Annotated in this window: 21 protein-coding genes; 16 read left to right on the top strand and 5 right to left on the bottom strand. The window is 73.2% G+C overall.

Annotated features, from left to right (window positions below):
• Window positions 1-20: 20 nt before the first annotated feature.
• Window positions 21-359, bottom strand: a complete 339-nt coding sequence (locus tag ACQEVZ_RS11555) for an STAS domain-containing protein (protein ID WP_433365147.1) — start codon at window positions 357-359, stop codon at window positions 21-23.
• A gap of 94 nt (window positions 360-453) precedes the next feature.
• Between ACQEVZ_RS11555 and ACQEVZ_RS11550 the strand changes: the two genes are divergently transcribed.
• On the top strand, window positions 454-900 hold the full coding sequence (locus tag ACQEVZ_RS11550) for a response regulator (protein WP_433365144.1): 447 nt from the start codon (window positions 454-456) through the stop codon (window positions 898-900).
• Between the two features lie 51 nt (window positions 901-951).
• On the opposite strand, the gene ACQEVZ_RS11545 is transcribed toward ACQEVZ_RS11550, so the two are convergent.
• Window positions 952-2,355, bottom strand: coding sequence for a GH1 family beta-glucosidase (locus tag ACQEVZ_RS11545; protein ID WP_433365141.1), 1,404 nt, complete (start codon window positions 2,353-2,355; stop codon window positions 952-954).
• Between the two features lie 255 nt (window positions 2,356-2,610).
• On the opposite strand from ACQEVZ_RS11545, the gene ACQEVZ_RS11540 reads away from it, so the two are divergent.
• The 4 genes from ACQEVZ_RS11540 to ACQEVZ_RS11525 all read left to right on the top strand — a co-directional run bounded on the left by ACQEVZ_RS11540 (window position 2,611) and on the right by ACQEVZ_RS11525 (window position 9,342).
• Window positions 2,611-6,078 carry a discoidin domain-containing protein gene (locus ACQEVZ_RS11540; RefSeq protein ID WP_433365138.1) on the top strand — a complete coding sequence of 1,156 codons (3,468 nt, stop codon included), beginning with the start codon at window positions 2,611-2,613 and terminating at the stop codon, window positions 6,076-6,078.
• Window positions 6,079-6,193: 115 nt separating this feature from the next.
• Window positions 6,194-7,237, top strand: coding sequence for a LacI family DNA-binding transcriptional regulator (locus ACQEVZ_RS11535; protein WP_344504372.1), 1,044 nt, complete (start codon window positions 6,194-6,196; stop codon window positions 7,235-7,237).
• Window positions 7,234-8,136: an aminoglycoside phosphotransferase family protein gene (locus ACQEVZ_RS11530; protein WP_433365135.1), complete on the top strand. Its 903-nt coding sequence runs from the start codon at window positions 7,234-7,236 to the stop codon at window positions 8,134-8,136. Before ACQEVZ_RS11535 ends, ACQEVZ_RS11530 begins: the two co-directional genes overlap by 4 nt.
• 615 nt (window positions 8,137-8,751) lie before the next feature.
• A complete protein-coding gene (locus ACQEVZ_RS11525; RefSeq protein WP_433365132.1) occupies window positions 8,752-9,342 on the top strand; it encodes a DUF305 domain-containing protein in 591 nt (196 codons plus the stop codon).
• Between the two features lie 136 nt (window positions 9,343-9,478).
• On the opposite strand, the gene ACQEVZ_RS11520 is transcribed toward ACQEVZ_RS11525, so the two are convergent.
• Complete coding sequence (locus ACQEVZ_RS11520; RefSeq protein ID WP_433365129.1) at window positions 9,479-10,687, bottom strand: MFS transporter; 1,209 nt, start codon at window positions 10,685-10,687, stop codon at window positions 9,479-9,481.
• A gap of 71 nt (window positions 10,688-10,758) precedes the next feature.
• Between ACQEVZ_RS11520 and ACQEVZ_RS11515 the strand changes: the two genes are divergently transcribed.
• From ACQEVZ_RS11515 to ACQEVZ_RS11490, 6 genes are all read left to right on the top strand, one after another.
• On the top strand, window positions 10,759-11,721 hold the full coding sequence (locus tag ACQEVZ_RS11515) for a LysR family transcriptional regulator (RefSeq protein WP_433365126.1): 963 nt from the start codon (window positions 10,759-10,761) through the stop codon (window positions 11,719-11,721).
• A 65-nt stretch (window positions 11,722-11,786) separates the two neighbouring features.
• Window positions 11,787-13,412, top strand: coding sequence for a methyl-accepting chemotaxis protein (locus ACQEVZ_RS11510; protein WP_433365123.1), 1,626 nt, complete (start codon window positions 11,787-11,789; stop codon window positions 13,410-13,412).
• Between the two features lie 79 nt (window positions 13,413-13,491).
• On the top strand, window positions 13,492-14,073 hold the full coding sequence (locus tag ACQEVZ_RS11505; protein ID WP_433365120.1) for an ATP-binding cassette domain-containing protein: 582 nt from the start codon (window positions 13,492-13,494) through the stop codon (window positions 14,071-14,073).
• The gene (locus ACQEVZ_RS11500; protein WP_433365117.1) at window positions 14,070-16,217 is read left to right on the top strand and encodes a YhgE/Pip family protein; all 2,148 of its coding nucleotides are present in this window, start codon (window positions 14,070-14,072) and stop codon (window positions 16,215-16,217) included. The genes ACQEVZ_RS11505 and ACQEVZ_RS11500 overlap by 4 nt, the downstream gene beginning before the upstream one ends.
• Window positions 16,218-16,229: 12 nt before the next feature.
• Window positions 16,230-16,826, top strand: coding sequence for a TetR/AcrR family transcriptional regulator (locus ACQEVZ_RS11495; protein WP_433365114.1), 597 nt, complete (start codon window positions 16,230-16,232; stop codon window positions 16,824-16,826).
• A gap of 89 nt (window positions 16,827-16,915) precedes the next feature.
• Complete coding sequence (locus ACQEVZ_RS11490; protein ID WP_433365111.1) at window positions 16,916-18,394, top strand: protein kinase domain-containing protein; 1,479 nt, start codon at window positions 16,916-16,918, stop codon at window positions 18,392-18,394.
• A 34-nt stretch (window positions 18,395-18,428) separates the two neighbouring features.
• Here the strand turns inward: ACQEVZ_RS11490 and ACQEVZ_RS11485 are convergent, their stop codons facing one another.
• Together ACQEVZ_RS11485 and ACQEVZ_RS11480 are read right to left on the bottom strand one after the other, a co-directional pair.
• The gene (locus ACQEVZ_RS11485; RefSeq protein WP_433365108.1) at window positions 18,429-19,748 is read right to left on the bottom strand and encodes a HAMP domain-containing protein; all 1,320 of its coding nucleotides are present in this window, start codon (window positions 19,746-19,748) and stop codon (window positions 18,429-18,431) included.
• Complete coding sequence (locus ACQEVZ_RS11480; protein ID WP_360560893.1) at window positions 19,745-20,458, bottom strand: response regulator transcription factor; 714 nt, start codon at window positions 20,456-20,458, stop codon at window positions 19,745-19,747. Before ACQEVZ_RS11480 ends, ACQEVZ_RS11485 begins: the two co-directional genes overlap by 4 nt.
• A gap of 59 nt (window positions 20,459-20,517) precedes the next feature.
• Here ACQEVZ_RS11480 and ACQEVZ_RS11475 point away from each other — a divergent pair, with 59 nt between their 5' ends.
• The 5 genes from ACQEVZ_RS11475 to ACQEVZ_RS11455 all read left to right on the top strand — a co-directional run bounded on the left by ACQEVZ_RS11475 (window position 20,518) and on the right by ACQEVZ_RS11455 (window position 24,222).
• Window positions 20,518-21,111, top strand: a complete 594-nt coding sequence (locus ACQEVZ_RS11475) for a DNA mismatch repair protein MutL (protein WP_433365104.1) — start codon at window positions 20,518-20,520, stop codon at window positions 21,109-21,111.
• 59 nt (window positions 21,112-21,170) lie between these two features.
• A complete protein-coding gene (locus ACQEVZ_RS11470) occupies window positions 21,171-21,425 on the top strand; it encodes an RIP homotypic interaction motif-containing protein (protein WP_433365101.1) in 255 nt (84 codons plus the stop codon).
• A gap of 108 nt (window positions 21,426-21,533) precedes the next feature.
• Window positions 21,534-21,695, top strand: a complete 162-nt coding sequence (locus ACQEVZ_RS11465; protein ID WP_344504385.1) for a hypothetical protein — start codon at window positions 21,534-21,536, stop codon at window positions 21,693-21,695.
• The gene (locus tag ACQEVZ_RS11460; protein ID WP_433365098.1) at window positions 21,695-22,468 is read left to right on the top strand and encodes a DUF305 domain-containing protein; all 774 of its coding nucleotides are present in this window, start codon (window positions 21,695-21,697) and stop codon (window positions 22,466-22,468) included. The genes ACQEVZ_RS11465 and ACQEVZ_RS11460 overlap by 1 nt, the downstream gene beginning before the upstream one ends.
• A 140-nt stretch (window positions 22,469-22,608) precedes the next feature.
• Window positions 22,609-24,222: a cellulase family glycosylhydrolase gene (locus tag ACQEVZ_RS11455; protein ID WP_433365095.1), complete on the top strand. Its 1,614-nt coding sequence runs from the start codon at window positions 22,609-22,611 to the stop codon at window positions 24,220-24,222.
• The last annotated feature ends 49 nt before the right edge of the window (window positions 24,223-24,271 follow it).

Here is a 24,271-nt window from a genome sequence, read left to right as displayed (position 1 = left end):
AGACGGAGGCGCCCCGCAGGTCATCCGGCGGCGTTCACCGCGTCCGGGACGGTGTCGAAGAGCGGGAAGACGTTGTCCAGCCCGGTGATCCGGAAGACCCGGCGGATCCGTTCCTCGGGGCAGACCAGGCGCAGCGAGCCGGAGCCGCTCTCGCGGACCCGGTTGTGGGCGCCGATCAGCACGCCGAGGGTGGTGGAGTCCATGAACGTGACGGTCGTCAGGTCGACGATCACCATGCCGGAGCCCTCGTCGAGCGCGGTCGTGATCGCCTCGCGCAGCCGCGGCGCGGTGCTGACGTCGAGTTCGCCGTCCGCCCGGACCACGGTGTGCCCATCGAACGTCGAGATCGGGAACGTCATCAGGCAATCTCCGCATCGTTGAGTGGCGGTATGACGGTAGCCGGTCTTGCGCCGGACGCTATCGTTGGGCCGGAACATGCTGTTGGGAGGACCCGTGGACGACTCGCCCGTCGGCGTGCCGATCGAGATCCTGCTCGTGGAGGACGACCCGGGCGACGTGCTCATCACGCGCGAGGCGTTCGCCGACCACAAGGTGTCCAACCGGTTGACGGTCTGCGCCGACGGTGCCGACGCGCTGCGGTTCCTGCGCCGCGAGGGCGCCTATGCCACGGCGCCACGCCCCGACATCGTGCTGCTGGACCTCAACCTGCCGGGCGTCGACGGCCGCGCGGTGCTGGCCGCGATCCACGCCGACCCGGCGCTCAACGACATCCCGGTCGTGGTGCTGACCAGCTCCCGCGCGGAGGAGGACTTCCTGCGCAGCCACGAGCTGAGGGTCGACACGTACATCGCCAAGCCCGTCGACTTCGCCAGCCTCATGCACGTCGTGCGCCGGATCGAGACGTTCTACATCAGCGTCCGCCGCAACGCGACCGCCTGATCCGGAACACCTCGCGCGCCTATGACCGCACGAGATGTTCACGGAGCCGGGTCAGGGGGCGTCGATGGCGTTGCGGGTGATGGACTCGGCGAGCCAGCGGCCCGAGGACTTCACGGTGCGGGCGAGCGTGTCGTAGTCGACGTGGATGAGGCCGAACCGGCGGCTGAAGCCGAACGCCCACTCGAAGTTGTCCAGCAGGGACCACGCGAAGTAGCCGCGGAGGTCGACGCCGGCGGTGATGGCCTCATGGACGGCGGCGAGGTGGCCGCGCAGGTAGGCGATGCGCTCGGGGTCGTGGACCGCGCCGTCGGCGGTGGGGCGGTCGTCGTAGGCGGCGCCGTTCTCCGTCACGTAGATCGGGCGGTCGCCGTAGTCACGGCGGATCCGCAGGAGCAGGTCGCGCAGGCCGGTCGGGTCGACGGACCAGCCCATGTGCGTGACCGGGCCCGGCGTCGGGTGGAATCGGACGTGCTGCGCCGTCGGGTAGGGCGTGCCCTCGTCGAGCGTCCCGTCGGTGGCGGCGCTGACCAGGTCCGGCTGGTAGTAGTTGACGCACACCGCGTCGACCGGCTGCGACACGACCTCCAGGTCCCCGGGCCGCACGTACGACATGTCGGTGATGTCCGCGATGTCGGCGATGGTGTCCGTCGGGTACGCGCCGCGCAGGATCGGGTCGAAGAAGATGCGGTTCAGCAGGCCGTCGATGCGCCGCGCGGCGTCCACGTCCGCCGGTGCGTCGGTGAAGGGGCGCACCGCGCCGGCGTTCAGCGCCACCGACACCTGCCCGGTGACCCCCGCCGACCGTAGCGCCGCGACCCCCAGCCCGTGCGCCAGCAGCAGGTGGTGCGTGGCGACCAGCGCGTTGAGGTGTCCCCGCCGGCCGGGCGCGTGCCCGCCGGTGCCGTATCCGAGGAACGCCGAGCACCACGGCTCGTTCAGCGTGTTCCACAGCGCGACCCGGTCGCCGAGCCGCGCGGCGACGGCCGCCGCGTAGTCGCCGAAGCGCAGCGCGGTGTCCCGGTTCGTCCAGCCGCCGGTGTCTTCCAGCTCCTGCGGCAGGTCCCAGTGATACAGCGTCGCGGCCGGCCGGACGCCGGCGGCGAGCAGCTCGTCGATGAGCCGGTCGTAGAAGCCGAGGCCGGCCTCGTTGACGCCGGACCCGCCGGCCGGGCGGATCCGTGGCCACGCGATCGAGAACCGGTACGCGGACAGCCCGAGGTCCTGCATCAGCACGACGTCGCCCCGGTAGCGCTCGTAGTGCCCGGTGGCGCGGGCGCCGGTGTCGCCGTTGTCGATGCGGCCCGGCTGGGCGGCGAAGGTGTCCCAGATCGACGGGGTGCGGCCGTCGGCGTCCACGGAGCCCTCGATCTGGTAGGCGGCGGTCGCCGCGCCCCACCAGAAGTTCGACGGGAACGTCAGGACCTCTGTCGCGGTCCGCACCGCTGTCGTGCTCACACCCACCACCACTTTCCCCGTGCGACAAGTTGGAGGCTTGGAGAGCGCTCTCCAAGCCATGTGACCAGACTGCGACGTCGCGTGTACGGGTGTCAAGGTGCGGCGTGGCGCGCTTCTTCGCAAAACGGGCAAATTGCTCGCAAAGAAGTCCGCCACTCTTGACACGCGGGAAACCACGGGGCAACACTGCGACCTATCGGAGAGCGCTCTCCAAACCGCCCGCCGCGCCTCCACACCCCTCAGCAAGGAGCTCACGTGCATCCGGCACACGCTTCCGCCCCCGCCTGGCGGAGACTGCTCAGTTCGCGATGGCGCATCATCCTGGTGGCCGCCGTCGTCGCAGCCATCGCTGTCGTGGTCGCGCCCTTCGCGCGCGCCGCGGACAGCCTGATCTCGCAGGGCAAGCCCGTCACGTCGTCGTCGGACCAGGCTCCCGACGTGGCCGCCAGCTTCGTCAACGACGGCAACGCCGGCACCCGCTGGAGCAGCCAGTGGAGCGACCCGCAGTGGATCCGCATCGACCTCGGCGGCACCGCCACCATCAGCCAGGTCGTGCTGCAGTGGGAAGGCGCCTACGGCAAGTCGTTCAAGATCCAGACGTCGGCGAACGACAGCACCTGGACCGACATCTACACCACCACGACGGGCGCCGGCGGCACGCAGACGCTCAACGTCTCCGGCACCGGCCGGTACATCCGCATGAGCGGCACCGAGCGCGGCACCGGCTACGGCTACTCGCTGTACGAGTTCAAGGTGTACGGCTCCCTGGACGGCACCACCAACCCGGGCACGTGCAACACCGGGACCAACGCCGCGCAGGGCAAGACCGCCACCGCCTCCAGCGTCGAGGGCGCCGGCAACCCGGCCTCCGCCGCGGTCGACGGTGACGCCGGCACGCGCTGGAGCAGCCAGTTCAGCGACCCGCAGTGGCTGCAGGTCGACCTCGGCAGCAAGCAGAACATCTGCCAGGTCGTGCTGCAGTGGGAGGGCGCCTACGGCAAGGCCTTCCAGATCCAGGTCTCCGACAACGCCACCAGCTGGACGGACGTCTACACCACCAGCACCGGCACCGGCGGCACCCAGACGATCCCGGTGACCGGCGCCGGCCGGTACGTGCGGATGTACGGCACCGCCCGCCCGGGCGGCTACGGGTACTCGCTGTGGGAGTTCAAGATCTCCACCGGCGGCGGCACCACGACCACCCCGCCGACCAGCACCAGCCCGTCGCCGAGCACCCCGCCGTCGCAGGACCCCAACTGGACCCCGGTGTGGAGCGACAACTTCGACGGTGCCGCCAACACCTCGCCCAACGCGGCCAACTGGCTGCTGCGCACCGGCACCCAGTTCCCCGGCGGCGCCGCGAACTGGGGCACCGGTGAGGTCGAGACCGCCAGCGCCTCCACCGCCAACGTGTACCTCGACGGCGCCGGCAAGCTGAACATCAAGGCGATCCGCGACGGCGGCGGCGCATGGACCTCGGGCCGCCTGGAGACCCAGCGGACCGACTTCCAGGCCGCGGCCGGCGAGCAGGTCAAGTTCACCGCCGTGCTCAAGCAGCCCGACGTCGCCAACGCGGCCGGCTACTGGCCGGCGTTCCGGGCGACCGGCGCCGCCTACCGCGGCAACTACACCAACTGGCCGTCCGTCGGCGAGACCGACATCATGATGGACGTCAACGGCCGCAGCCAGCTGTCGCAGACCCTGCACTGCGGCACCGCCCCCGACGGGCCGTGCGGCGAGTACAACGGCCGCACCTCGGGCCTGGCCAGCTGCACCGGCTGCCAGACCGGCTACCACGAGTACACCCAGGTCATCGACCGGACCAAGACCGACGAGGAGATCCGCTTCTACCTCGACGGCAAGCAGTCCTGGATCGTGCGCAAGAGCCAGGTCGGCGTCACCGCGTGGAACGCGGCCGTCAACCACGGCTTCTACCTGCGCCTCGACCTGTCCATCGGCGGCTCGCTGCCCAACGCGATCGCCGGCTTCACCACCCCGACCCCGGACACCACCTCCGGCGGCGTGCTGTCCGTGGACTCCGTCTCCGTGTCCAAGCAGACCGGCACCGTGCCGACCGCGATGACCGACCCGGCGACCCCGGCCGGCCCGAGCGTCGTCAAGGTCACCGGCTCGCAGGGCAACTGGCAGCTGCAGGTCAACGGCCAGCCGTACGAGGTCAAGGGCCTCACCTACGGCCCGCCGCAGGCCGCCGCCGACGGTTACATGCGGGACCTGAAGAACATGGGCGTCAACACGATCCGCACCTGGGGCGTGGACGACGCGAACACCCCGACCCTGCTCAACCGGGCCGCGCAGCAGGGCATCAAGGTGATCGTCGGGCACTGGCTCAACCAGGGCGCCGACTACGTCAACGACACCGCGTACAAGAACGCCACCAAGACCGAGGTCGTGAACCGGGTCAACGCACTCAAGAACAACCCGGGCGTGCTGATGTGGGACGTCGGCAACGAGGTCATCCTCACGATGCAGGACCACGGCCTGGACGCCGCGACGGTCGAGGCCCGCCGCGTGGCCTACGCGAAGTTCGTCAACGAGCTGGCGGTCGCGATCCACGCCGCCGACCCGAACCACCCGGTCACCTCGACCGACGCGTACACCGGCGCGTGGCCGTACTACAAGAACAACTCCCCGGCGCTGGACCTGCTCGCGGTCAACTCCTACGGCGCGATCAACAACATCAAGCCGGACTGGATCGCCGGCGGCTACACCAAGCCGTACGTCGTGACCGAGGCCGGCCCGTCCGGTGAGTGGGAGGTCCCGAACGACGTCAACGGCGTGCCGAGCGAGCCGACCGACCTGCAGAAGCGGGCGGGCTACACGGCCAGCTGGAACGCGATCAAGGGGCACCCCGGCGTGGCGCTCGGCGCGACCGAGTTCCACTACGGCCTGGAGAACGACTTCGGTGGCGTCTGGCTCAACACCTACGGCGGCGGCTGGCGCCGGCTCGGGTACGGCGCGCTGAAGCAGGCGTACACCGGCACCCCGCTGGCCAACACGGCGCCGGAGATCACCAGCATGACGGTCGGCAACCAGACCGCCGTGCCGGCCGGTGGCACGTTCACCGTCAACGTCGCCGCGACCGACCCGAACAACGACACCATCCGGTACAACGTGATGATCAGCGACAAGCACATCACCGGGAACACCGGCTTCCGCAACGTCAACTTCACCCAGAACGGCTCCACCTTCACGGTGACCGCTCCGGAGACCCTCGGCGTGTGGAAGGTGTACGTCTACGCGTTCGACGGCCAGGGCAACGTGGGCATCGAGACGAAGTCGTTCAAGGTCGTCCCGCCGGTCATCGCCGGCACCAACATCGCCCAGGGCAAGACGGTGACCGCGTCGACCTACCAGCCGACCGGCACCAACGGCCCGCAGCTGCCGTCCTACGCGACCGACAACAACTACGGCACCCGCTGGGCGTCGGAGTGGGTCGCCACCGCGTGGTGCACGGTCGACCTGGGCAGCAAGCAGACCTTCAACAAGGTCTTCCTGGCCTGGGAGGCGGCGTACGCGACCGGCTACCAGATCCAGACGTCCGACGACAACAACAACTGGACGACGATCTACTCGACGACCACCGGCAACGGCGGCTTCGACGAGATCAACGTCAACGGCAACGCCCGCTACGTGCGCATGAACGGCACCGCCCGGGCCACCACCTACGGGTACTCGCTCTGGGAGTTCGGCGTGTACCGGTAAGTCACGCGATTCGGGCGGGCGGCGTCTGCCGCCCGCCCTTTCGTCTGTATTTTTCAGCGAATTTCATGCTATGTAGTGGAGAGCGTTCTCCATGCTCCGTGCTATAAAACCGGCCATGAGCGATCCACGTTCGGCCCGCAAGCCCACCCTTGAAGACGTCGCGGAAGCCGCCGGCGTCTCCCGGGCGACGGTCTCGCGCGTCATCAACGGTGTTCGCAACGTCGACCCGAAGCTGCACGAGATCGTGTGGCAGGCCGTCGACGCCACCGGCTACGTGCCCAACCGCGCGGCCCGGTCGCTCGTCACCCGCCGCAGCGGGACCGTCGCCCTCGTCGTCTCCGACTCGGTCAGCCACGACGACGACCCCTTCATGCGCCGGTTCTTCGCCGACCCGTTCTTCGGCCGGATCGTCGGCGGCGTCATGTCGGTCCTGCGCCCCCGCGGCATCCAGCTCGCGCTGCAGATCGTCGGCACCGACGAGGCCCGCGGCCGGCTCGTCGGCGACCTCGGGCAGGGCCAGGCCGACGGCGCGGTCGTGCTGTCGCTGCACCCCGACGACACGCTGCCCCGCCAGCTCTACGAGGCCGGGATCGCCGCGGCCCTAGTCGGCCGCCCCGCCCAGCCGGTGCCGATCAGCTACGTGGACCTCGCCAACGACGCCGGCGGCGTCCTGGCCGCCGAGCACCTCATCGGCCGCGGCTGCACCCGCCTCGGCATGATCACCGGCCCGGCGCACGTCCCCGCCAGCCAGGACCGGCTCACCGGCTTCCGGCAGGCCCTCGCCCGGCACGGGCACGCCTGGTTCCCCACCGTCGAGGGCGGCTTCACCTACGAGTCGGGGGAGACCGCCCTGCTGGAGCTGCTCGACCAGCAGCCCGAGCTGGACGGCGTGTTCGTCGCCAACGACGTCATGGCTCAGGCGGCCGTGATGGCGCTGCGCGGCCGCGAGCTGCGGGTCCCCGACGACGTGGCGGTCGTCGGCTTCGACGACAGCAGCGCCGCGCTCGACGCCCGGCCGCAGCTCACCACCGTCCGGCACCCCCTGGAGGACATGGCGGCGGAGAGCGCCCGGCTGGTCCTCGCCCGCATCGACGACCCCTCCCTGCGCGTCGAGTCGGTCATCTTCGACCCGAAGCTCGTCGTGCGCCAGTCCGCATGACGGCCGGCACTCCTGCGGCCGAGGTGGCGGTCTCCGAGTCGTTGGTGGCGGCGTTGGTACGGACGCAGCACCCGGACTTCGACGGCCCGCTGCGACTGGTCGCCAACGGCTGGGACAACGCCGTCTACCGGCTCGGCACCGCCTGGTCGGTGCGGCTGCCGCGGCGCGCCGTCGCGGTGCCGCTGCTGGTCAACGAGCAGCGCTGGCTGCCGCGCCTGGCACCGCGGCTGCCGGTGCCGGTCCCCGTCCCGGCGGCGGTGGGGGAGCCGGCCGGGTCGTATCCGTGGCCGTGGAGCATCAACCCGTGGCTGCCCGGCCACCCCGCCACCGCGGTGCCCGTGGCGGAGCGGGTCGCGTTCGCCGCGGACCTCGCCCACACCTTCGCCGCGCTGCACGTCCCCGCGCCCGCGGACGCGCCGCCGAACGCCTTCCGCGGCGTGCCGCTGAGCGACCGGACCGAACCCGTGCGGGAGCGCCTCGCCGGCGGCGGCTTCCCGGCCGGGCTCGCGGCGGCCTGGGAGGAGGCCCTGGCCGCGCCGCCGTGGACGGGCCCGCCGGTGTGGCTGCACGCCGACCCGCACCCGGCGAACCTGCTCGCCGGCGACGACGGCCGGCTCGCCGCGCTCATCGACTTCGGCGACCTGACCTCCGGCGACCCCGCCACCGACCTCGCCGCCGCATGGATGGTGTTCGACGCCGCCGGGCGGGCCGTGTTCCGGGAGACCTACGCCGCGCTGGCGCCGCTTGAGGACGCGACGGACGATGCGACCTGGCGGCGGGCGCGGGGCTGGGCGCTGAGCATCGGCTCGGCCATCGCGGCGAGCTCCGCCGACAACCCGGCCATGGCGGCGATCGGCGCGCACGCGCTGGACCAGGTGCTGCTCCCGGACGGGCGGTAACCGGGGCGCGCCACGACTCTGGTCAGTGACGCGCGCCGGGAGCTGCCGGAAGGGCGTGACGGGCAGGTATTCCACCTCTCGGAGAGCGCTCTCCGAGATGGTTCGAGTCTGCCCGTTCGGATCTTCTTCGTCAACCCGTCGCAAGCTGTTGACACCGTCCGGTACCAGCGGGAAACTTCCTTTACGGAGAGCGCTCTCCAGCCGGGTCGGGTGCCGGCGGGGAGCAGCGCCGAGGTGGCCGGCCACACGATCCGAACGGATCGACGGGGGTTGGCTGGGTCACCTGACCGACGCCGTAGGACAGGCTGTTCGGGTTGGTCGTCCAGGCGGGGGCTGCTCGAAGATCGTCCGACGGGCCCGCGGTGCCGTTTCCCGGCCCGCGCCGCGCCCACCGGTGCCGGCCAGGTGCGCCGTCCGGGCCGTGCCGTTCAGGCAGGCCGGAGGGTCCACCAGCACGTCACCGACGGCGACCGGGTTGGGGTCGCCGCCGGCGGGACGACCGCGCGAGCCGCCGTCCCGTTGCATCGATCCCGCGGTCGCGGCCGGTCGCTCCGGGCTCTGGGCGCCCTGACCGCCGCGACCGCGGGATCGGTCCCCGACGAAGGGAGCCCGCCCGTGCCACCCCGCCCCGCCGCTTCGCAGGTCGTGGTCCTGGCCCTCGTCCTGACCCTCGTCCTGGCCCTCGGGTCCGCGTGCGCGGGCGACCAGGTCGAGCCGCCACCGGCCGCGAAGGCCGCGCCGGCCAGCGCGCCGGCCACGACCGACTTCGGCGGCACCGACATCGCATGGGTGCAGCTGATGATCCCGATGGACGAGCAGCTGCTGCCGGTCCTCGACCTCGCGAAGGAGCGCGGCGCCGACCAGCGGCTGGTCCAGCTGGCCGGTGAGCTGCGCAGCCGGTACACCGGCGAGATCCAGCAGCTGAAGACGCTGCGCCGCGGCGCCGGGCTGGACGAGACCAACCCGCACGCCGGGCACAAGATGCCGGGCCTCGTCGACGCCGACAGCCTGGCCGCGATCGGCGGGGCCGGCGGCGCCGAGTTCGACCGGAAGGTCACCGCGTGCCTGCGGGAGCACCTGGATCAGCTGGCGAACCTGGCCCGCTCCGAGATCACCAACGGCACCAGCGCCGCCGTCAAGGACCTCGCCAGACAGGTGGAGGCGTCCAGGACGGCCGGCCTGACCCAGCTGCCCGGTGCCCCGTGATCCGGAAGACTTCGTGCAGTCAGGGGTGCTCAAAGTCTTCCGGATCACTGCGGGTGGGGCGGAGGCGGGTTTCTTGTGATCCGGAAGGCTTCTTGCCGCCAGAGCGACCAAAAGTCTTCCGGATCACGGAATGCGGTCAGCGGCGGAGAAGGCGGTGGCCGGCGAGGGCGGTGACCAGGACGGTGACCGCCGCGAAGCCGAGCAGCGCCACCCTTGCCGGCAGGAACTGCGTCGCCACGCCGAGGCCGAGGACGGGCACGGCGAGCCCGAGGTAGCCGCCGAGGAATACCGCGGCCAAAGCCTCGCCGCGAGTGGCCGGGGACGCCATGTCGACGACCGTGGAGACCGCGCCCTTGAGCAGCGCGCCCGCGCCGCCGCCGGCGACCGCGCCGCCGAGCAGGAACACCGGCAGGCTCGCCGCCCACACGCCGGCGGTCAGCGTCAGCAGGCCGGCGGCCATGAGCGCCACGCCGCCGGCGACCTGCCGGCGCACCGGCTCGCGGCGCAGCAGGATCTGCGTGGCGGCACCGCTGGCGAACACCATCGCCGCGACCAGGCCGGCGAGGGCCCGCGACGGGTGGTGCAGGGTGCCGGCGACGAAGGCCGGCGCCAGCGAGGTGAACAGGCCCAGCACCGACAGGGCCGCGAAGGCGCCACCGCCGGCGGCGAGGTAGCGGGGAGAGATCCGCTGCGGGCGGTACCGGCGCGGGCGCGGCGCGACCAGGACCGTCTCCGGGACGCGGGCGACCACGGCCGCCGCCGCGAGCAGGAGCACCAGGAAGACCGCGTAGGAGGTGCGCAGCGGCGCGGGGCCGAACTGGGCGAGCAGGCCGGCCAGCAGCGGGCCGGCCGCGAAGCCGCCGAGGTTCGCCACGGTCGCGACCAGGTCGGCCCGGGCCCGGCCGGCGGACGGGCGGGCCGCGGCGTGCAGCTCGGACAGGTGCGCGGTGGCGGTCGCGGTGAGCATGCCGACGCCGAGCCCGGACAGGACACGGGCGGCGACGACCACGCCGAGCGACGTCGAGGTCAGGAACAGCGCGGCGGCCGCCGCCTCGAGCAGGATCGCCGGCAGCAGGATCCGGCGCCGGCCCCACAGGTCCGACAGGTGGCCGGCGAGGAACAGGCTGACGATGACGCCGAACGCGTACGCGGCGAACGCGACCGTGACGTCGATCGTCGAGTAGCCGTCGTGCCGCTGGTAGATCGCCCACAGCGGGGTCGGCACGACGGTGAACGCCAGGGACACCGCGAACGCCGCCGCGACGGTCCAGAACCCCCGCTCGTGGCGGGACGTCGACGGAGCCGCCGGAGCCGGTCGGGCGGGGCGGGTCAGCACACTGGTCATGGGCCCGACTGTGCCGCGGCGGGTCGATCACCTGCGACGAATGTTCGTGCTCGCAGCTATCATCATCGGTGATGGAGCTGCGGCATCTGGTGTACTTCGTGACCGTCGCCGAGGAGCGCAACTTCTCCCGCGCGGCCCAGCGGCTGCGGGTGGTGCAGTCCGGGGTGTCCGCCGCGATCCGGGCGCTGGAGCGGGAGCTCGGCACGCCGCTGTTCGAGCGCACGTCGCAGCGCGTCGCGCTGACCGACGCCGGCACGGCGCTGTTGCCCGCGGCCCGGGCGACGATCGACGCGGCCCAGGCGGCCCGGGACGCCGTCGACGAGGTCCGCGGCGGGCTGCGCGGCACGGTGCGCATCGGCACCCTGATCTCGGTCGGCTTCGTCGACCTGCCGGGGCTGCTCGGCCAGTTCCGCGCCGAGCACCCGGGCGTCGACCTGCGGATGCGGGCGGCGCCGACCGGCTCGGCGGGGCTGGCCCGGGCGCTGCTGGACGGGGAGCTCGACGTCGCGTTCGTGTCGCTGGCCGGGCGCCCGCCGGCGGGCCTGTCGGTGCGCGTCCTCGTCGCCGAGCCGATCGTCGCGGTGCTGCCGGCCGGGCACAGGCTCGCCGGCGGGGCTGTACCGGGGCTCGCCGGCGCGGCTTCCGTGGCCCCTGTGGGTGCGGCTTCCGTGAGCCCTACCGGCAAGGCTTCCGTGAGCCTCGCCGATCTGGTCGACGAGCCGTTCGTGGACTCGCCGCCCGGCTACGGCAACCGGACCGAGGTCGACCGGGGCTTCGCCGCCGCGGGCCTGCAACGGCGGGTGGCGCTGGAGGTCGCCGACATCGCCACCGTCGCCGACTACGTGCGCAACGGCCTCGGGGTGGCGCTCATCCCGCGCTTCGCGGTGCGGTCCGGTGACGGGCTGGTGACGCTGCCGGTCACCGGGGCGGGGCTGCGCTGGACGTTCGGGGTGGCGACGGCCTCCGCGCGCGGTCCGAGCGCGGCGGTCCGCGCGCTGCTCGACATGGTCGACGCCCACCGTCTCGAGCGCTGAATTCGCTCAGGTGGGTGCGCCGCGGGCCGAACGGACGGCAAACGGGTTCTCTGCGATGAGGTGCCATGACGGACACGACGCCCCGCCGTGCGGGCGGGCCGCTCCGGTGGTTCGGCGACATCCGGATCGGTGTGAAGATCACGGCGGCGCTGGCCGTCGCGCTCCTCGCCGGCGGCCTGGTCGCCTGGGCCGGGCTGGCCGCGCTGGGCACCGCCAACGCCAACGCCAACGCGATCTACCGCGACAACCTGCTGCCGACCAGCATGCTCAACACCACCCAGGGCGCGCTCGACGACGAGATCAACAGCCTGGCGATGATGGCGATCGCCACGACGCCGGCGGCCACCGAGGCGCAGCGCCAGCGAGCCCTCGGCGCGGCGAAGGAGCTGCAGGACGGCATCGACGCCTACCAGGCGCTCGGGATGCACGGTCCCCAGGAGCAGCTGCTCGCCGCGCTGCGGCAGGCCGTCACCGGCCTGCACAAGGTCCGCGACGAGCGGCTCGTCCAGGCGGCCGCCGCCAGCGATGCCGCCGTGTACGAGCAGGCGTACCAGAGCACGGCCGCATCACTGGTCGACGCCGCCAACAAGGCCCTCGACGGGCTCGCCGCCTACGAGCGGACCTCCGCGGCGGCGGCCGCGAAGCACAACGCGGACCAGTACTCCAGCAGCCGCGGCGTCATCGTCGCCTGCCTCGTCGCCGGCTGCCTGATCGCCGCGGCCCTCGGCTGGGCCACGGTGCGCCGGATCGTCGGGCCGATCCGCCTCGTCGGCGGGGTGCTGGCGCAGATGGCCGACGGCGATCTCACCGGCCGGCTCGACCTCGACACCCGCGACGAGGTCGGCGCGATGGCCGGCGCGCTCAACCGGGCGACCCAGAGCATGGGCGCGGCGGTGCGGACGCTGGGGCGGACCTCGTCGACCCTCGCGGCCGCGGCCGAGCAGCTGTCGGGGGCCAGCACGCAGATCGCGACGAGCGCCGCGCAGACCAGCGACCAGGTCGCCGTCGTGGCGAGCGCCGCCGACGAGGTGACCCGCAACGTGCACACCGTGTCGGCGGGCTCGGAGCAGATGAGCCTGTCGATCCGGGAGATCTCGCAGAACGCCAACGAGGCCGCCCTCGTCGTCGGCGAGGCCGTGTCGGCGGCGCAGGCGACCGACGCCACCGTGTCGAAGCTCGGCGAGTCGTCGCACGAGATCGGCAACGTCGTCAAGACGATCGCGTCGATCGCCGGGCAGACCAACCTCCTGGCCCTGAACGCGACGATCGAGGCGGCCCGCGCCGGGGAGGCCGGCAAGGGCTTCGCCGTCGTGGCGACCGAGGTCAAGGAACTCGCCCAGGAGACGGCCCGGGCCACCGAGGACATCTCCCGCCGCGTCGCCGGCATCCAGGCCGACACCGACACCGCGGTCACCGCGATCCGCAACATCGGCGAGATCATCGCGAAGATCAACGACTATCAGCTGACCATCGCGTCCGCGGTCGAGCAGCAGACCGCGACCACCGGCGAGATGAACCGCGGGGTCGCCGAGGCGGCCGGAGGGATCACCGAGATCGCCTCCAGCATCGGCTCGGTCGCCGCCGCGGCCCAGGTCACGACCGAGGGCGTGGCCGAGTCGCAGCGCACCTCGGCGGAGCTCGCCCGCATGTCGCACGAGGTCAGGACCCTCGTGGCGGGCTTCCGGGTCTGAGACCTCCAGCACATTCATTTGCGTCACCGTGCGGCAATGTTTTTAGACTGACTGGTCAGTTCAAAGTCAGGAGGCCGCCATGAGCGTGGTGGAAGCGCGCGGGCTCGGCGCCCGGACCCGGCGCGGCTGGGTGTTCCGCGACGTCGACCTCGACGTCGCCGCGGGGGAGCGGGTCACCGTCACCGGCCCGGCCGGCAGCGGCCGTACGTCGCTGCTGCTCGCCCTCGCCGGCTGCTTCAGGACCAGCGCCGGCACCGTCCGGCGGGAGGGCGTCGTCGCCCTGGCGCACGTCCCCGGCGTGCACGAGCCGGAGCCCGCGCTGACCGTCGCCGAGCACGTCGAGGAGCGCCGGCTGCTGCTCGACGGTCCCTTCAGGAGGCGGCGTCCGGTCGCCATCGACCCGGCGATGGACCCCGGCACGCTGGGCCGCGACCTCGACGTCCTCGGCCGGCACCTGCTCGGCCTCACCCTGGCCAGGGTCGCCGCCCCGGCCGCGGTCGTCGTCGACGACGTCGACAGCGGCCTGTCCATCGAGGAGCGCGCGCTGCTGGACGAGGCCCTCGACGCCCTCACCGCCGACGGGATCGCCGTCATCGCCGCCGCCCGCGAGGTTGCCGCAGCCGGGACCGGAAGCGTGTTCGAGCTGGAGGGGCAGCGATGAGGCTGGCACGGTTCGAGTTGCGGCGGTTCACCCGCGCGCCGATCACCGTGGCGGCGCTGGTCGTGCTGGCGCTGATCCCGCTGCTGTACGGGGCGCTGTACCTCTGGGCGTTCTGGGACCCGTACGGCAACATGCGCCACATCCCGGTCGCCGTCGTCAACGCGGACCGGCCCGCGACCGCCGCCGACGGCAGCACCGTGCATGCCGGCGACGACCTCACCGCGAAGCTGCTGCGCCGGGACGTCTTCGGCTGGCAGCAGACCACCGAGGCCGCGGCCCGCAAGGGGCTCGCCGACGGGCGCTTCCAGCTCGTCTTCGAGATCCCGGCGGACTTCTCCGCGTCCCTGGTCACGCCACCGGACCCGGACCGCGACCCGGCGACCGGCCGGCTGCTCGTGGTCAACGACGACGCCACCAACTACCTCACCGGCCAGCTGTCGCGCAGCGTCTTCACCGAGGTCCGCGCCAGCGCCGCCGCGTCCGTCGCCGGCGGCTACTTCGACCGGATGCTGATCGGCTTCACCGACCTCAAGTCGCAGACCGCCCAGGCCGCCGACGCCGCCGGGCAGCTCTCCGCCGGTGCTACCCAGGCCGGTGCCGGTGCCGGCTCGCTGGTGAGCGGCCTCGACCGGGCCGCCGGCGGAGCCGGGGACCTCGCCGCCGGACTCGACGAGGCGACGAAGGGCTCGCAGCGGCTGTACGACGGGCTCGTCGCCCTCGACCAGGGCGCCGCGCAGCTCGCCGACGGCACCGCCCAGGCCGCCGCCGGTGGGCGCCTGCTCGCCAGCAAGGTCGGCGCCGCCGCCGACACGGTCGAGCCGGTGCTGCGCGACAACGCCGCCCTCATCGAGGCCGCCGCGACCAGCATCGCCGACGGCGCCGACCTGCTCCGCGAGCACCTCGACGCGCTGCCCGCCCTCGCCCGGACCGCGACGGAGCGGGCGACCGCGACCCGGGCCGCCCTGGACACGCTCGGGTCGCGGTATCCGCAGATCGCCGGCACCGCCGAGTACAAGACGGCCGTCGCCGCCGCGGACGCCGCCGTCACCGCGGCCCGCTCCGTGGAGACCCGGCTCGAGACCGGCGACCTCGGCGCGGTCCGCGCCGACCTGGACCGCGCGTCGAAGCTCGCCCGGCAGGTCGCGGCCGCGGCCCCGCACCTCGCCGACGACGTCGCCGCCGCCCGCGCCCAGGTCGACCAGCTCGCCGACGGCCTCGACCGGCTCGCCGGCGGCGCCGCCCAGCTGCACGCCGGCACCGGCGAGGCCCGCGACGGCGCCCGCGACCTGTCCGGCGGCATCTTCCGGCTCGCCACCGGCGCCCAGCAGCTCGACGACGGTCTCGGCGCCCTCTCCGACGGCGGGCGCCGCCTCGCCGGCGGCCTCGGCGAGCTGTCCGACGGCGCCAGCCGGCTCGCCCGCGGCCTGTCCGACGGCGCGGCGAAGATCCCCGGCTACGACCCGGACACCCGCGCCGAGCGGGCCGGCGTCCTCGGCGACCCCGTCGCGCTGGACCGCTCCACCGAGCACCCGTCCGCGACGTACGGGGCCGGGTTCGCGCCGTACTTCCTGGGCCTCGCCCTCTGGGTCGGCGCCATGATCAGCTACATGGTGCTGCGTCCCCTGACCCGCCGGCATCTCGTGTCGGGCGCGCCCGCCCACCGCGCGGCCCTGGCCGGCTGGCTGCCGGGCCTGGCCGTCGGCGTCGCCCAGGCGACCGCGCTGTTCCTGGTGGTGCGGTTCGCGCTCGGCCTGCACCCCGCGCACCCGCTGGCCATGTACGGGTTCCTGTGCCTGACGGCGGTCGCGTTCACCGCGATCGTGCAGTGGCTCGGCGCCCGGCTCGGCGCGGCCGGCCGGCTCGTCGCCCTCGCGGTGCTGATGCTGCAGCTCACGTCGTCCGGCGGCACGTACCCGATCGAGACGACCCCCGGTGTGCTGCAGGCGATCCATCCGTTCCTGCCGATGACGTACGTCGTGTCGGGGGTCCGGCATCTCGTCAACGGCGGCCCGGGCGGTACGGTCGTCACGGGTGCCTTGGTCCTGGCCGGGTTCGCCGCCGCGGCGTTCGCGCTGACGACCCTGGCGGCGTGGCGCGGCCGCCGCCTGACGACGTCCAAACTGCACCCGGATCTCGTGATGTAGGGGGTTTCGTACGTGGCGGAGGACGGCCGGACCAGGCGGCGCACCGACACCCGGCAGCGGCTGTACGACGCGGCGATGGAGCTCATCGCCGAGCACGGGTTCTCCGCCACGACCGTCGACGACATCGCCCTGCGCGCCGGTGTCGCCAAGGGCACCGTCTACTACAACTTCCCCTCCAAGAACGCCCTCTTCGAGGAGCTGCTGCGGCACGGCGTCGGCCTGCTCACCGCCGACTTCCGGGCCGCCGTCGCGGGCGTGTCGCCGCCCGAGGCGGTCCTGGCGCTGATCCGGGCGGAGCTGGCGTACATCGAGCGGCACCGCTCCTTCGCGCAGCTGCTGCTCTCGGAGATGTGGCGGACCAACCGCGAGTGGCATCAGACGCTGCAGCTCCTGCGCGGCGAGGCCGTCGACGTCATCGCCGGCGCCCTGCGCCGCGGCGTCGACGAGGGTCACTTCGACGCCGCGCTGGACGTCCGGATGGCGGCGGCGGCGCTGTTCGGCGTCTGCCTCGTCGTCGCCGTCGACTGGCTCGTCTTCGAGCCCGACCGCTCCCTGGCTGATGTCCAGGAGGCGCTGATCACCGTGATCCGGGCCCGGGTGGGCGTGTGACGCCGTCCGGCGGTCCTGCGGGACCGGCCGGTGACCGGCGGCCCGGCCGCCGGCTGTGCGATGCGGGCCGGACTGTGTCAGGGTAGGCCGTGGTCGAGGTTGTGCTGAGCGGTCGGTATGAGCTTCGGCGTGTGCTGGGCCGGGGCGGTATGGCCGAGGTGTGGCTGGGTTTCGACCGCCGGCTGGGCCGTGCGGTGGCGGTCAAGGTCCTGCCCGATGCCGGCGCGGTGGACCGGATGGCGCGGGAGCGGTTCGACCGGGAGGCGCGCACCGTCGCCCGGCTGTCGCACCCGAACATCGTCGCGATCCACGACGTCGGCGTCGGCGCCGACGCGCACTTCGGCGGTGCGGTGTCGTTCCTGGTGATGGAGCTGGTGGAGGGCGGGAGCCTCGCCGACCGGCTCGTCGCCGGCCCGCTGCCGCCGGCCGCTGCCGCCGCCGTCGCGGTGCAGGTCTGTGACGCGCTCGAGGCCGCGCACGCCGCCGGGGTGATCCACCGGGACGTCAAGCCGGCCAACATCCTCTTCACCGGCGCCGGCGCCGACCGGGTGAAGGTCTGCGACTTCGGCATCGCCCGCGTCGCCGGCGCCGGGCAGGCCGAGCTCACCGCGTCGGCGCAGGTGCTCGGGACCACCGCGTTCATGGCGCCCGAACAGATCACCGGCGGGCCGGTCGACGCCCGCAGCGACGTGTACGCGCTCGGGTGCGTGGTGTACACGATGCTGACCGGGCAGCCACCGTTCGCCGGCGAGACGCCGATGCGGATCGCGTGGCAGCACGTGAACCAGCCGGTCGTGCCGGCCTCCACGGTCCGGCCCGGCCTGCCGCCGCGGGTGGACGGGATTCTCGCGAGGCTGCTGGCCAAGCGACCGGACGACCGGCCGGCGACGGCGGCCGAGGCCCGGGCCCTGCTGCAGCACCTCGGTGACGGCACGGCACCGGCCGCCACCGCAGCCTTCCCGGCCGTTCCCACCGCCGCCGTCCCCGCCGCGCGGCAGCCGGTCCGGGCCACCGCGGCCGTCGTCGCGCCGACCCAGTCGATACCGGTGACGCCGGCCGCGGAGGTGGCTCCCGCGGGCCGCCGCACCGGGATCGGACCGATCGGCGTCGCGCTCGCCGCGGTCGTCGTCCTCGTGGCGGTCGTCGCCATCACGGCCGCGATCATGGCCGGCCGTGACGACCCGCAGTCGTCAGGTGCCGGCCCGACGAGCTCGGCGGCGGCCGCCGCGCCCCCGACGTCCGCTGCCGCGCCGACCAGCGCTGCCCCGTCCCTGAGCCTGCCCGGTGACGCCCTCGACGCGGCGCGTGCCACCGTCGGCGAGCAGGCGGGGGCCGGGCAGCTCTCCGCCGAGTCGGCGCGGGAGCTGAACAAGCGGCTCGGCGAGATCGAGCGGTACATCACCAAGGGCGATGAGGAGAAGGCGGCGGAGAAGGTCGCCGAGCTGCGCAGGAAGCTCGGCGAGCAGCGCAAGGACGGCAAGACGCAGCAGGCCGGGTACACCGCCGTGCTCGCCAGCCTGGACCGGCTCGCGGCGAGCCTGCCACCGCCCCGCAACGAGGACGACTGAGGCGCTCATCGCGGCCGGGTCCGCCGACGGGGCGTCAGCGGACGACGCGGCGCTGGGGGCGGGGCGGCGGGGCCGTGAGGGCGACCGGCTCCAGGACGACCGCGACGCGGGCCCCGCGGAGCGGGCTGCGCTCGACGACGAGGCGGCCGCCGGCGGTTTCCGCGACGCGGCGGACGATGTCCAGGCCCAGCCCGGTGGAGCCGGCGCCGCTGGAGCCGCGGCGGAGGGCACGCGCGGGGTCGGTGATGCCGGGGCCGGCGTCGTCGACGATGAGGCCGTGCGGGGAGACGTGGACCTCGAAGCCGGTGCCTTCCGGGGTGTGCTGGAAGACGTTGCCGAGCATGCAGTCGACCGCGGAGACAAGGTCGGACTCGGCGACCGGCACCCACACGGGCTCCTGACCGCCGACGACCCGCCAGGGGCGCTGCTGGTCCTCGGCGAGCACCGACCAGAACGCGAGGCGGTCGGCGACGACCTCGACCAGGTCGGTGCTCTCGGGCACGCGGTCGGCGGCGGACCGGCGGGCGGTCGTGATGATCTGCTCGATCTCGTCGTCGAGGGCGTCGAACGCCTGGCGCATGCGTTCGCCGATCGGGCCCGGCGGCATCGCGTCGGCGTCCAGGCGCAGCGCCGTCAGCGGGGTGCGGAGGCGGTGGGAGAGGTCGGCGGCGAGCTCGCGTTCGGCGTCGGCGAAGGCGACCATCTGGTCCGCCATGCGGTTGAAGCTGCGCGCCGCGTCCCGCAGCTCGGGCGGGCCGTCCGGCTCGACGCGGGCGTGCAGGTCGCCGTCGCCGAAGGCCCGTGCGCCGTCCGCGAGGCGCTTCGTGGAGCGCACGATCTGCGCGCCGAGCCGGTCCGCGACCAGGATCGAGCCGCCGATGAGGACGACCGCGAGGCCGGCGAGGGCCAGCCAGGCGGCGCCGACACCGCGGCCGAGGTCGGCGTCGGACACGTACACCTCGACGACCGCGGTCCGGTCGCCGTCCAGGACGACCGTCTGGAGGTACGCGACGCCGCCGGGCGCGTCGACGGTCAGCGACCTGCCCTGCGTGGCGGCGCGGTCCACCTCCACGGCGGCGGCGTGGCTGGTGCCGACCGTCGGCTCCCCGAGCAGATGCACGGCGAGCCGCCCGCTCTGCCCGGCCGGCACCGTGGCGACGGCGCGGTCGAGGGCGCCGGATCCGTTGCCGGACGTGGACGCGAGGGCGGCGACCATCGCGTCGGCCTGGTAGCGGGCCTCGGCCAGGGCACGATCGTGGGCGATCTCCTTGGTGACGTAGGCGAGCGGCACCAGGAAGGCCAGCGCGATCATCGAGGTGATCGCGAACGAGAGGCGCATGAGCGCGTTTCTCATGGCTGTGCGGGTGCCTGGTCCGGGTCGACGAGCATGACCCCGACCCCGCGGAACGTGCGCAGATACCGCGGCTGGGTCGCGCTCTCGCCGAGCTTGCGGCGCAGCCAGGACACGTGGACGTCGATCGTCTGGTCCTCGCCGGAGCTGTCGGGGCGCTGCCACACCTCGGTCAGCAGCTCCCGCCGGCTCACCACCCGGCCGGACCGCTGGGCGAGGTACGCCAGCAGATCGAACTCCTTCTTCGTCAGCTGCAGCGGCTGGCCGCCGATCGACGCGAACCGCTGCTGCGGGTTGACGTGCAGCGCGCCGATCGTCACACCGGCCGGCACGGCTGCGGGTCCGGGGGTGCCCTGCCCGCGGCGCAGGACCGCGTTGATCCGCGCCGACATCTGGGCGCTGGAGAACGGCTTCGTCACGTAGTCGTCGGCGCCGGCGTCGAGCAGCCGGATGATGTCGCGCTCCGAGCGCCGGGCGGTGGCGACGATGACCGGCGCGTTGGAGATGCCGCGCAGCATCCGCAGCACGTCGAGCCCGTCCATGTCCGGCAGCCCGAGGTCGAGGATGACCAGGTCGGGCGGGTCGGTCGCGATGACCCGCAGCGCGGACCCGGCGTTGCCGACCGGACGCACCACGTGACCGGCGTCGGTCAACGCCCTGGACAGGGCGCCGGACACGGCGACGTCGTCCTCGACGAGCAGGATCAGCGGCATGGCAACACGGTAACCGCCGGGTTTGCCATGTGGAGCGGGGTGGGTGAGAAGATCTGCCGGTGCGGGTCAGACGTGCGGCGGTGCCGGTGCTGCTGTGGTGCCTGGCGACCACGGCGAGTATCGGCGTCGCGTCGCTGGCGCTGCGCCCCGTGCTGCGCACGGCCGTGCCGTCCGACTCGCTGCCCGTGCCGGCCGCGGAGGCGCGCGGGCCGGGCGACCTGATCCCGCAGCCCGGACTGCCGCCGCCCACCACGCCGATGTCCCCGCCCGCGGCCGCCGGGACCACGCCGCAGGCGCCGACCTCGGCGGCGCCGCGCACGTCGGCGGCCGCCACCCCGACCGCGAAGGTCACCACCGCCGCGCCCGCCCGCGTCGTCGACGGCTGGACCGTGACGACCGGTGCCGACGGCGTCGACACGTACCTGCGCTCGTTCCGGTCCGAGGGCGGCGACGCGGTCATCCGCATCCGCGACGGTGCCGTCTCCGTCGTCACGGCCACGCCCCGCGACGGGTATTCCGTGTCGCGGGCGCAGACCGAACCGAGCCGGCTGGTCGTGCAGTTCATCTCCGCCGGTGGCGACGCCGCGTACCTCGTCGACGCGATGTGGTGGCAGGGCGCCCCGCACGGCACCGTCACCCGCATCGGGACCTGACCGCCTCGACCGGGCGTGCTACACAGGCGGTGACGTTTCCCGGGAGGTTGTCATGATCGATGTCGGCGCGGCTCTTCCGGTCCGGCCGCGGCGCGCAGATCGAGGGGGCGGTCGTCGATCTCGCCGGGTCGCCCGCCGACGAGGACCTTGCCGAGATCGTGCGGGCCCAGGTGCGCGCCGCGCTCGCGCAGGACCCGGAGCTCGCGGCCGAGATCGCCCGGCTGCTGCCGGCCCGGCCCGGCGTCACCATCACCAACTCCAATGGCGTCCAGGTCGGCGACAACAATACGCAGACCAACCACTTCGGTGCGTGACCTGCGGAAAAACTGTTATCCGCGGCGCCGGAGAACGTCGGGGCGACCAGGACAAATCTTAAAGTTCAGCTAATGCGCTCCGCAGGTTCCGGCGCTTACCGTCGATGCGTGACCACCGCCCGGATCGTGTCCACAGGTCTGCCGGGGCTGCGCCTGCACCCCGCGGACCGGACCGCGGCTGCGCACAGCACCGCGGCACCGTCGGTCGGGGCCGCCACCCCGACCGCGGTGGACCTCCCTCCCCGCCGCGGCGGGGGTGGCGGCCGGTGATGTCGAACCAACCGGCCGAGGCCCCGGAAGCAGAGACCTCGGACGCGCCCGCCGCCGAGGCCACCGAGGCGCCGGTCGAGGAGGCCGCGGCGACGGAGGCATCGGAAGCCCCGAAGGCTTCTGAAAGCGCGGACTCCACCGGTACCGCGGAAGCAGCGGAAGTCGAGGCGGTCGATGAGGCGGGGGAGCGCGGGCGGGACGGCTGGCGCAGGGTCGGGGCGGTCCTGATCGTGCTGGTCGCCGCGTTCGCCGTCGTGGTCCTCTGGGCGAGGCCCGCCCACGAGCCGACGGCCCCCACGGCGCAGCGCAGCACCGCACCGGTCGCGGTGACGTCGCTGAACCCGACGGACATCGCGTACCTGCAGCTGATGATCTCCCTGAACACCAGCGCCGGGCAGCTGTTCGACCTCATCGTCACCGGCGGCGACCCGGCGCTCACGCCGATCGCCCGCTCCGCCGCCGACGGTCACCGGGCCGAGCTCGCCGCGTTGCGCAAGGCCCTCGCGGACGGTGGCGCCGTCGAGGACTCCAGCATCCACGCCGGGCACGACCTGCCCGGGATGGTCGTCGACGCCGACATGGCGGCGATCCGCGCCGTGCCCGCCGCGCAGCAGCCGGCGAAGGCCCTCGAGGTGCTCCGCGACCACCTGACCGGCACCACCGCGCTGTGCGGGTCGGAGGCGAAGAACGGCGCCGACCCCGCCACCAAGGCCGCCGCCCAGCAGGTCCTGGACGCGCACAGCAAGCTGCTGGCGCAGCTTCCCACGATGTAACTTTCGCCCTTCACGCCCGGCTGACCTGCGGTTTTGCTCGTACCGTGGCGGCGGCGACGACACGTGCGATCGCCCGCTCCTAGCGTCGGCCTGCCACTGCCACGACTCCCGTCCCGGTGGCAGTTTCGACTGAGGAGGGTGTGGTGAGAAGACTCTGGGCCGCCGTCGCGGCCAGCAGCCTGGCCGTTGTCGGCGCGGTCGCCGTCATCGGGCTCAACAGCACGGCGTCGGCGGCCGTGGGCGGCACCGGCACGGGCTACCTGAGCACGCGCGGCAACCAGATCATCGACGCCGGCGGCAACCCGGTGCGCCTGACCGGCATCAACTGGTTCGGCATGGAGACCGACAACAAGACGTTCCACGGCCTGTGGGCCCGCCCGTGGCGCGACCACATCGACCAGATGGCGAGCCTCGGCTACAACACGCTGCGCGTGCCGTTCTCCGAGGACGCCCTGAAGCCCGGCGCGACCGCCAACAGCGTCGACGGCTACACCAACCCCGACCTGCAGGGCCTGACCCCGCTGCAGATCCTCGACAAGGTCGTCGCCTACGCCGGCACGAAGGGCATGCGCATCCTGCTGGACCGGCACCGCCCGACCAGCGCCGGTCAGAGCGCCCTCTGGTACGTGTCGGCGACGCCGGAGTCGACCTGGATCAGCAACTGGCGTTCGCTCGCCCAGCACTACGCCAACAACCCGACCGTCATCGGCGCGGACCTGCACAACGAGCCGCACGCGGACGGTACGGACCCGAACGGCACCGGGTCGTGCTGGGGCTGCGGCGACGTGAACCGGGACTGGCGCCTGGCCGCCGAGCGCGCCGGCAACGCCATCCTGGAGGTCAACCCCAACTGGCTCATCGTCGTGGAGGGCGTCAGCTGCCCCAGCGGCGGCAACGCCAACGCGTGGGACAACATCCCCGACGAGCCGTGCGGCTGGTGGGGCGGCAACCTGTCGAAGGCCGGCCAGTTCCCGGTCCGGCTCAACAAGGCCAACAAGCTCGTCTACTCCGCGCACGAGTACGGCAACTCCGTCTACCACCAGGCGTGGTTCGACGACCCGGCGTTCCCGAACAACCTCCCCGCCATCTGGGACCAGTTCTGGGGCTACCTGGAGAAGCAGAACATCGCGCCGGTGCTCGTCGGCGAGTTCGGCTCGACGTTGCAGAGCCCGCAGGACGTGCTGTGGCTGAAGAAGCTCATGGAGTACATGGGCACCGGCGTCACCGGCATGGACTTCACCTACTGGTCCTGGAACCCCAACTCCGGCGACACGGGCGGCATCGTCGGCGACGACTGGAAGACGGTCAACCAGCAGAAGCAGTCGATCCTGCAGCCGTACCTCATCCCGCCCGTCGGCGGCACGAACCCGACCGGCTCGGTCTCGCCGTCGCGCTCGGTCTCGCCGTCGGTCTCGACGTCGCCGTCCGGCAACACGGGCACCGGCTCCTGCACCGCCACCGTCCGCATCGACAACGCGTGGCAGGGCGGCTACCAGGCGGCCGTCACGGTGAAGAACACCGGCAGCGCCGCGGTCAACCCGTTCTCGATCACGTGGACGGTCCCGTCGGGCGTGACCCTCGCCAGCGGCTGGAACGCCACGGTGACCCAGTCGGGCACCACGTTCACCGCCGCCGGCCCCTCCTGGGCCCCGTCCCTCGCCGCGGGCGCGTCGGTGTCGGTCGGCTTCACCGCCAACGGCCCCTCCACCCCCGCCCCGAGCAACGTCAAGCTCAACGGCGTGACCTGCTCCTGACGCTGTACTGACCCCGCCGCGCCGGTCTTGGTCCCAGGACCGGCGCGGC

The organism is Dactylosporangium sp. CA-152071, from assembly GCF_050936335.1.
GTDB classification, from domain to species: Bacteria; Actinomycetota; Actinomycetes; order Mycobacteriales; family Micromonosporaceae; genus Dactylosporangium; species Dactylosporangium maewongense.
The sequence above is the reverse complement of the archived record's forward strand: the minus strand, read 5'-3'. Positions and strand labels throughout refer to the sequence as shown.

Bases quoted from the DNA above. Each gene is read 5' to 3' on its own strand.
- ACQEVZ_RS11555 (WP_433365147.1), bottom strand. From the start codon at position 359: ATGACGTTCCCGATCTCGACGTTCGATGGGCACACCGTGGTCCGGGCG.
- ACQEVZ_RS11535 (WP_344504372.1), top strand. From the start codon at position 6,194: ATGAGCGATCCACGTTCGGCCCGCAAGCCCACCCTTGAAGACGTCGCG.
- ACQEVZ_RS11530 (WP_433365135.1), top strand. From the start codon at position 7,234: ATGACGGCCGGCACTCCTGCGGCCGAGGTGGCGGTCTCCGAGTCGTTG.
- ACQEVZ_RS11520 (WP_433365129.1), bottom strand. From the start codon at position 10,687: ATGACCAGTGTGCTGACCCGCCCCGCCCGACCGGCTCCGGCGGCTCCG.
- ACQEVZ_RS11515 (WP_433365126.1), top strand. From the start codon at position 10,759: ATGGAGCTGCGGCATCTGGTGTACTTCGTGACCGTCGCCGAGGAGCGC.
- ACQEVZ_RS11510 (WP_433365123.1), top strand. From the start codon at position 11,787: ATGACGGACACGACGCCCCGCCGTGCGGGCGGGCCGCTCCGGTGGTTC.
- ACQEVZ_RS11505 (WP_433365120.1), top strand. From the start codon at position 13,492: ATGAGCGTGGTGGAAGCGCGCGGGCTCGGCGCCCGGACCCGGCGCGGC.
- ACQEVZ_RS11500 (WP_433365117.1), top strand. From the start codon at position 14,070: ATGAGGCTGGCACGGTTCGAGTTGCGGCGGTTCACCCGCGCGCCGATC.
- ACQEVZ_RS11485 (WP_433365108.1), bottom strand. From the start codon at position 19,748: ATGAGAAACGCGCTCATGCGCCTCTCGTTCGCGATCACCTCGATGATC.
- ACQEVZ_RS11480 (WP_360560893.1), bottom strand. From the start codon at position 20,458: ATGCCGCTGATCCTGCTCGTCGAGGACGACGTCGCCGTGTCCGGCGCC.
- ACQEVZ_RS11470 (WP_433365101.1), top strand. From the start codon at position 21,171: ATGTCGGCGCGGCTCTTCCGGTCCGGCCGCGGCGCGCAGATCGAGGGG.
- ACQEVZ_RS11460 (WP_433365098.1), top strand. From the start codon at position 21,695: ATGTCGAACCAACCGGCCGAGGCCCCGGAAGCAGAGACCTCGGACGCG.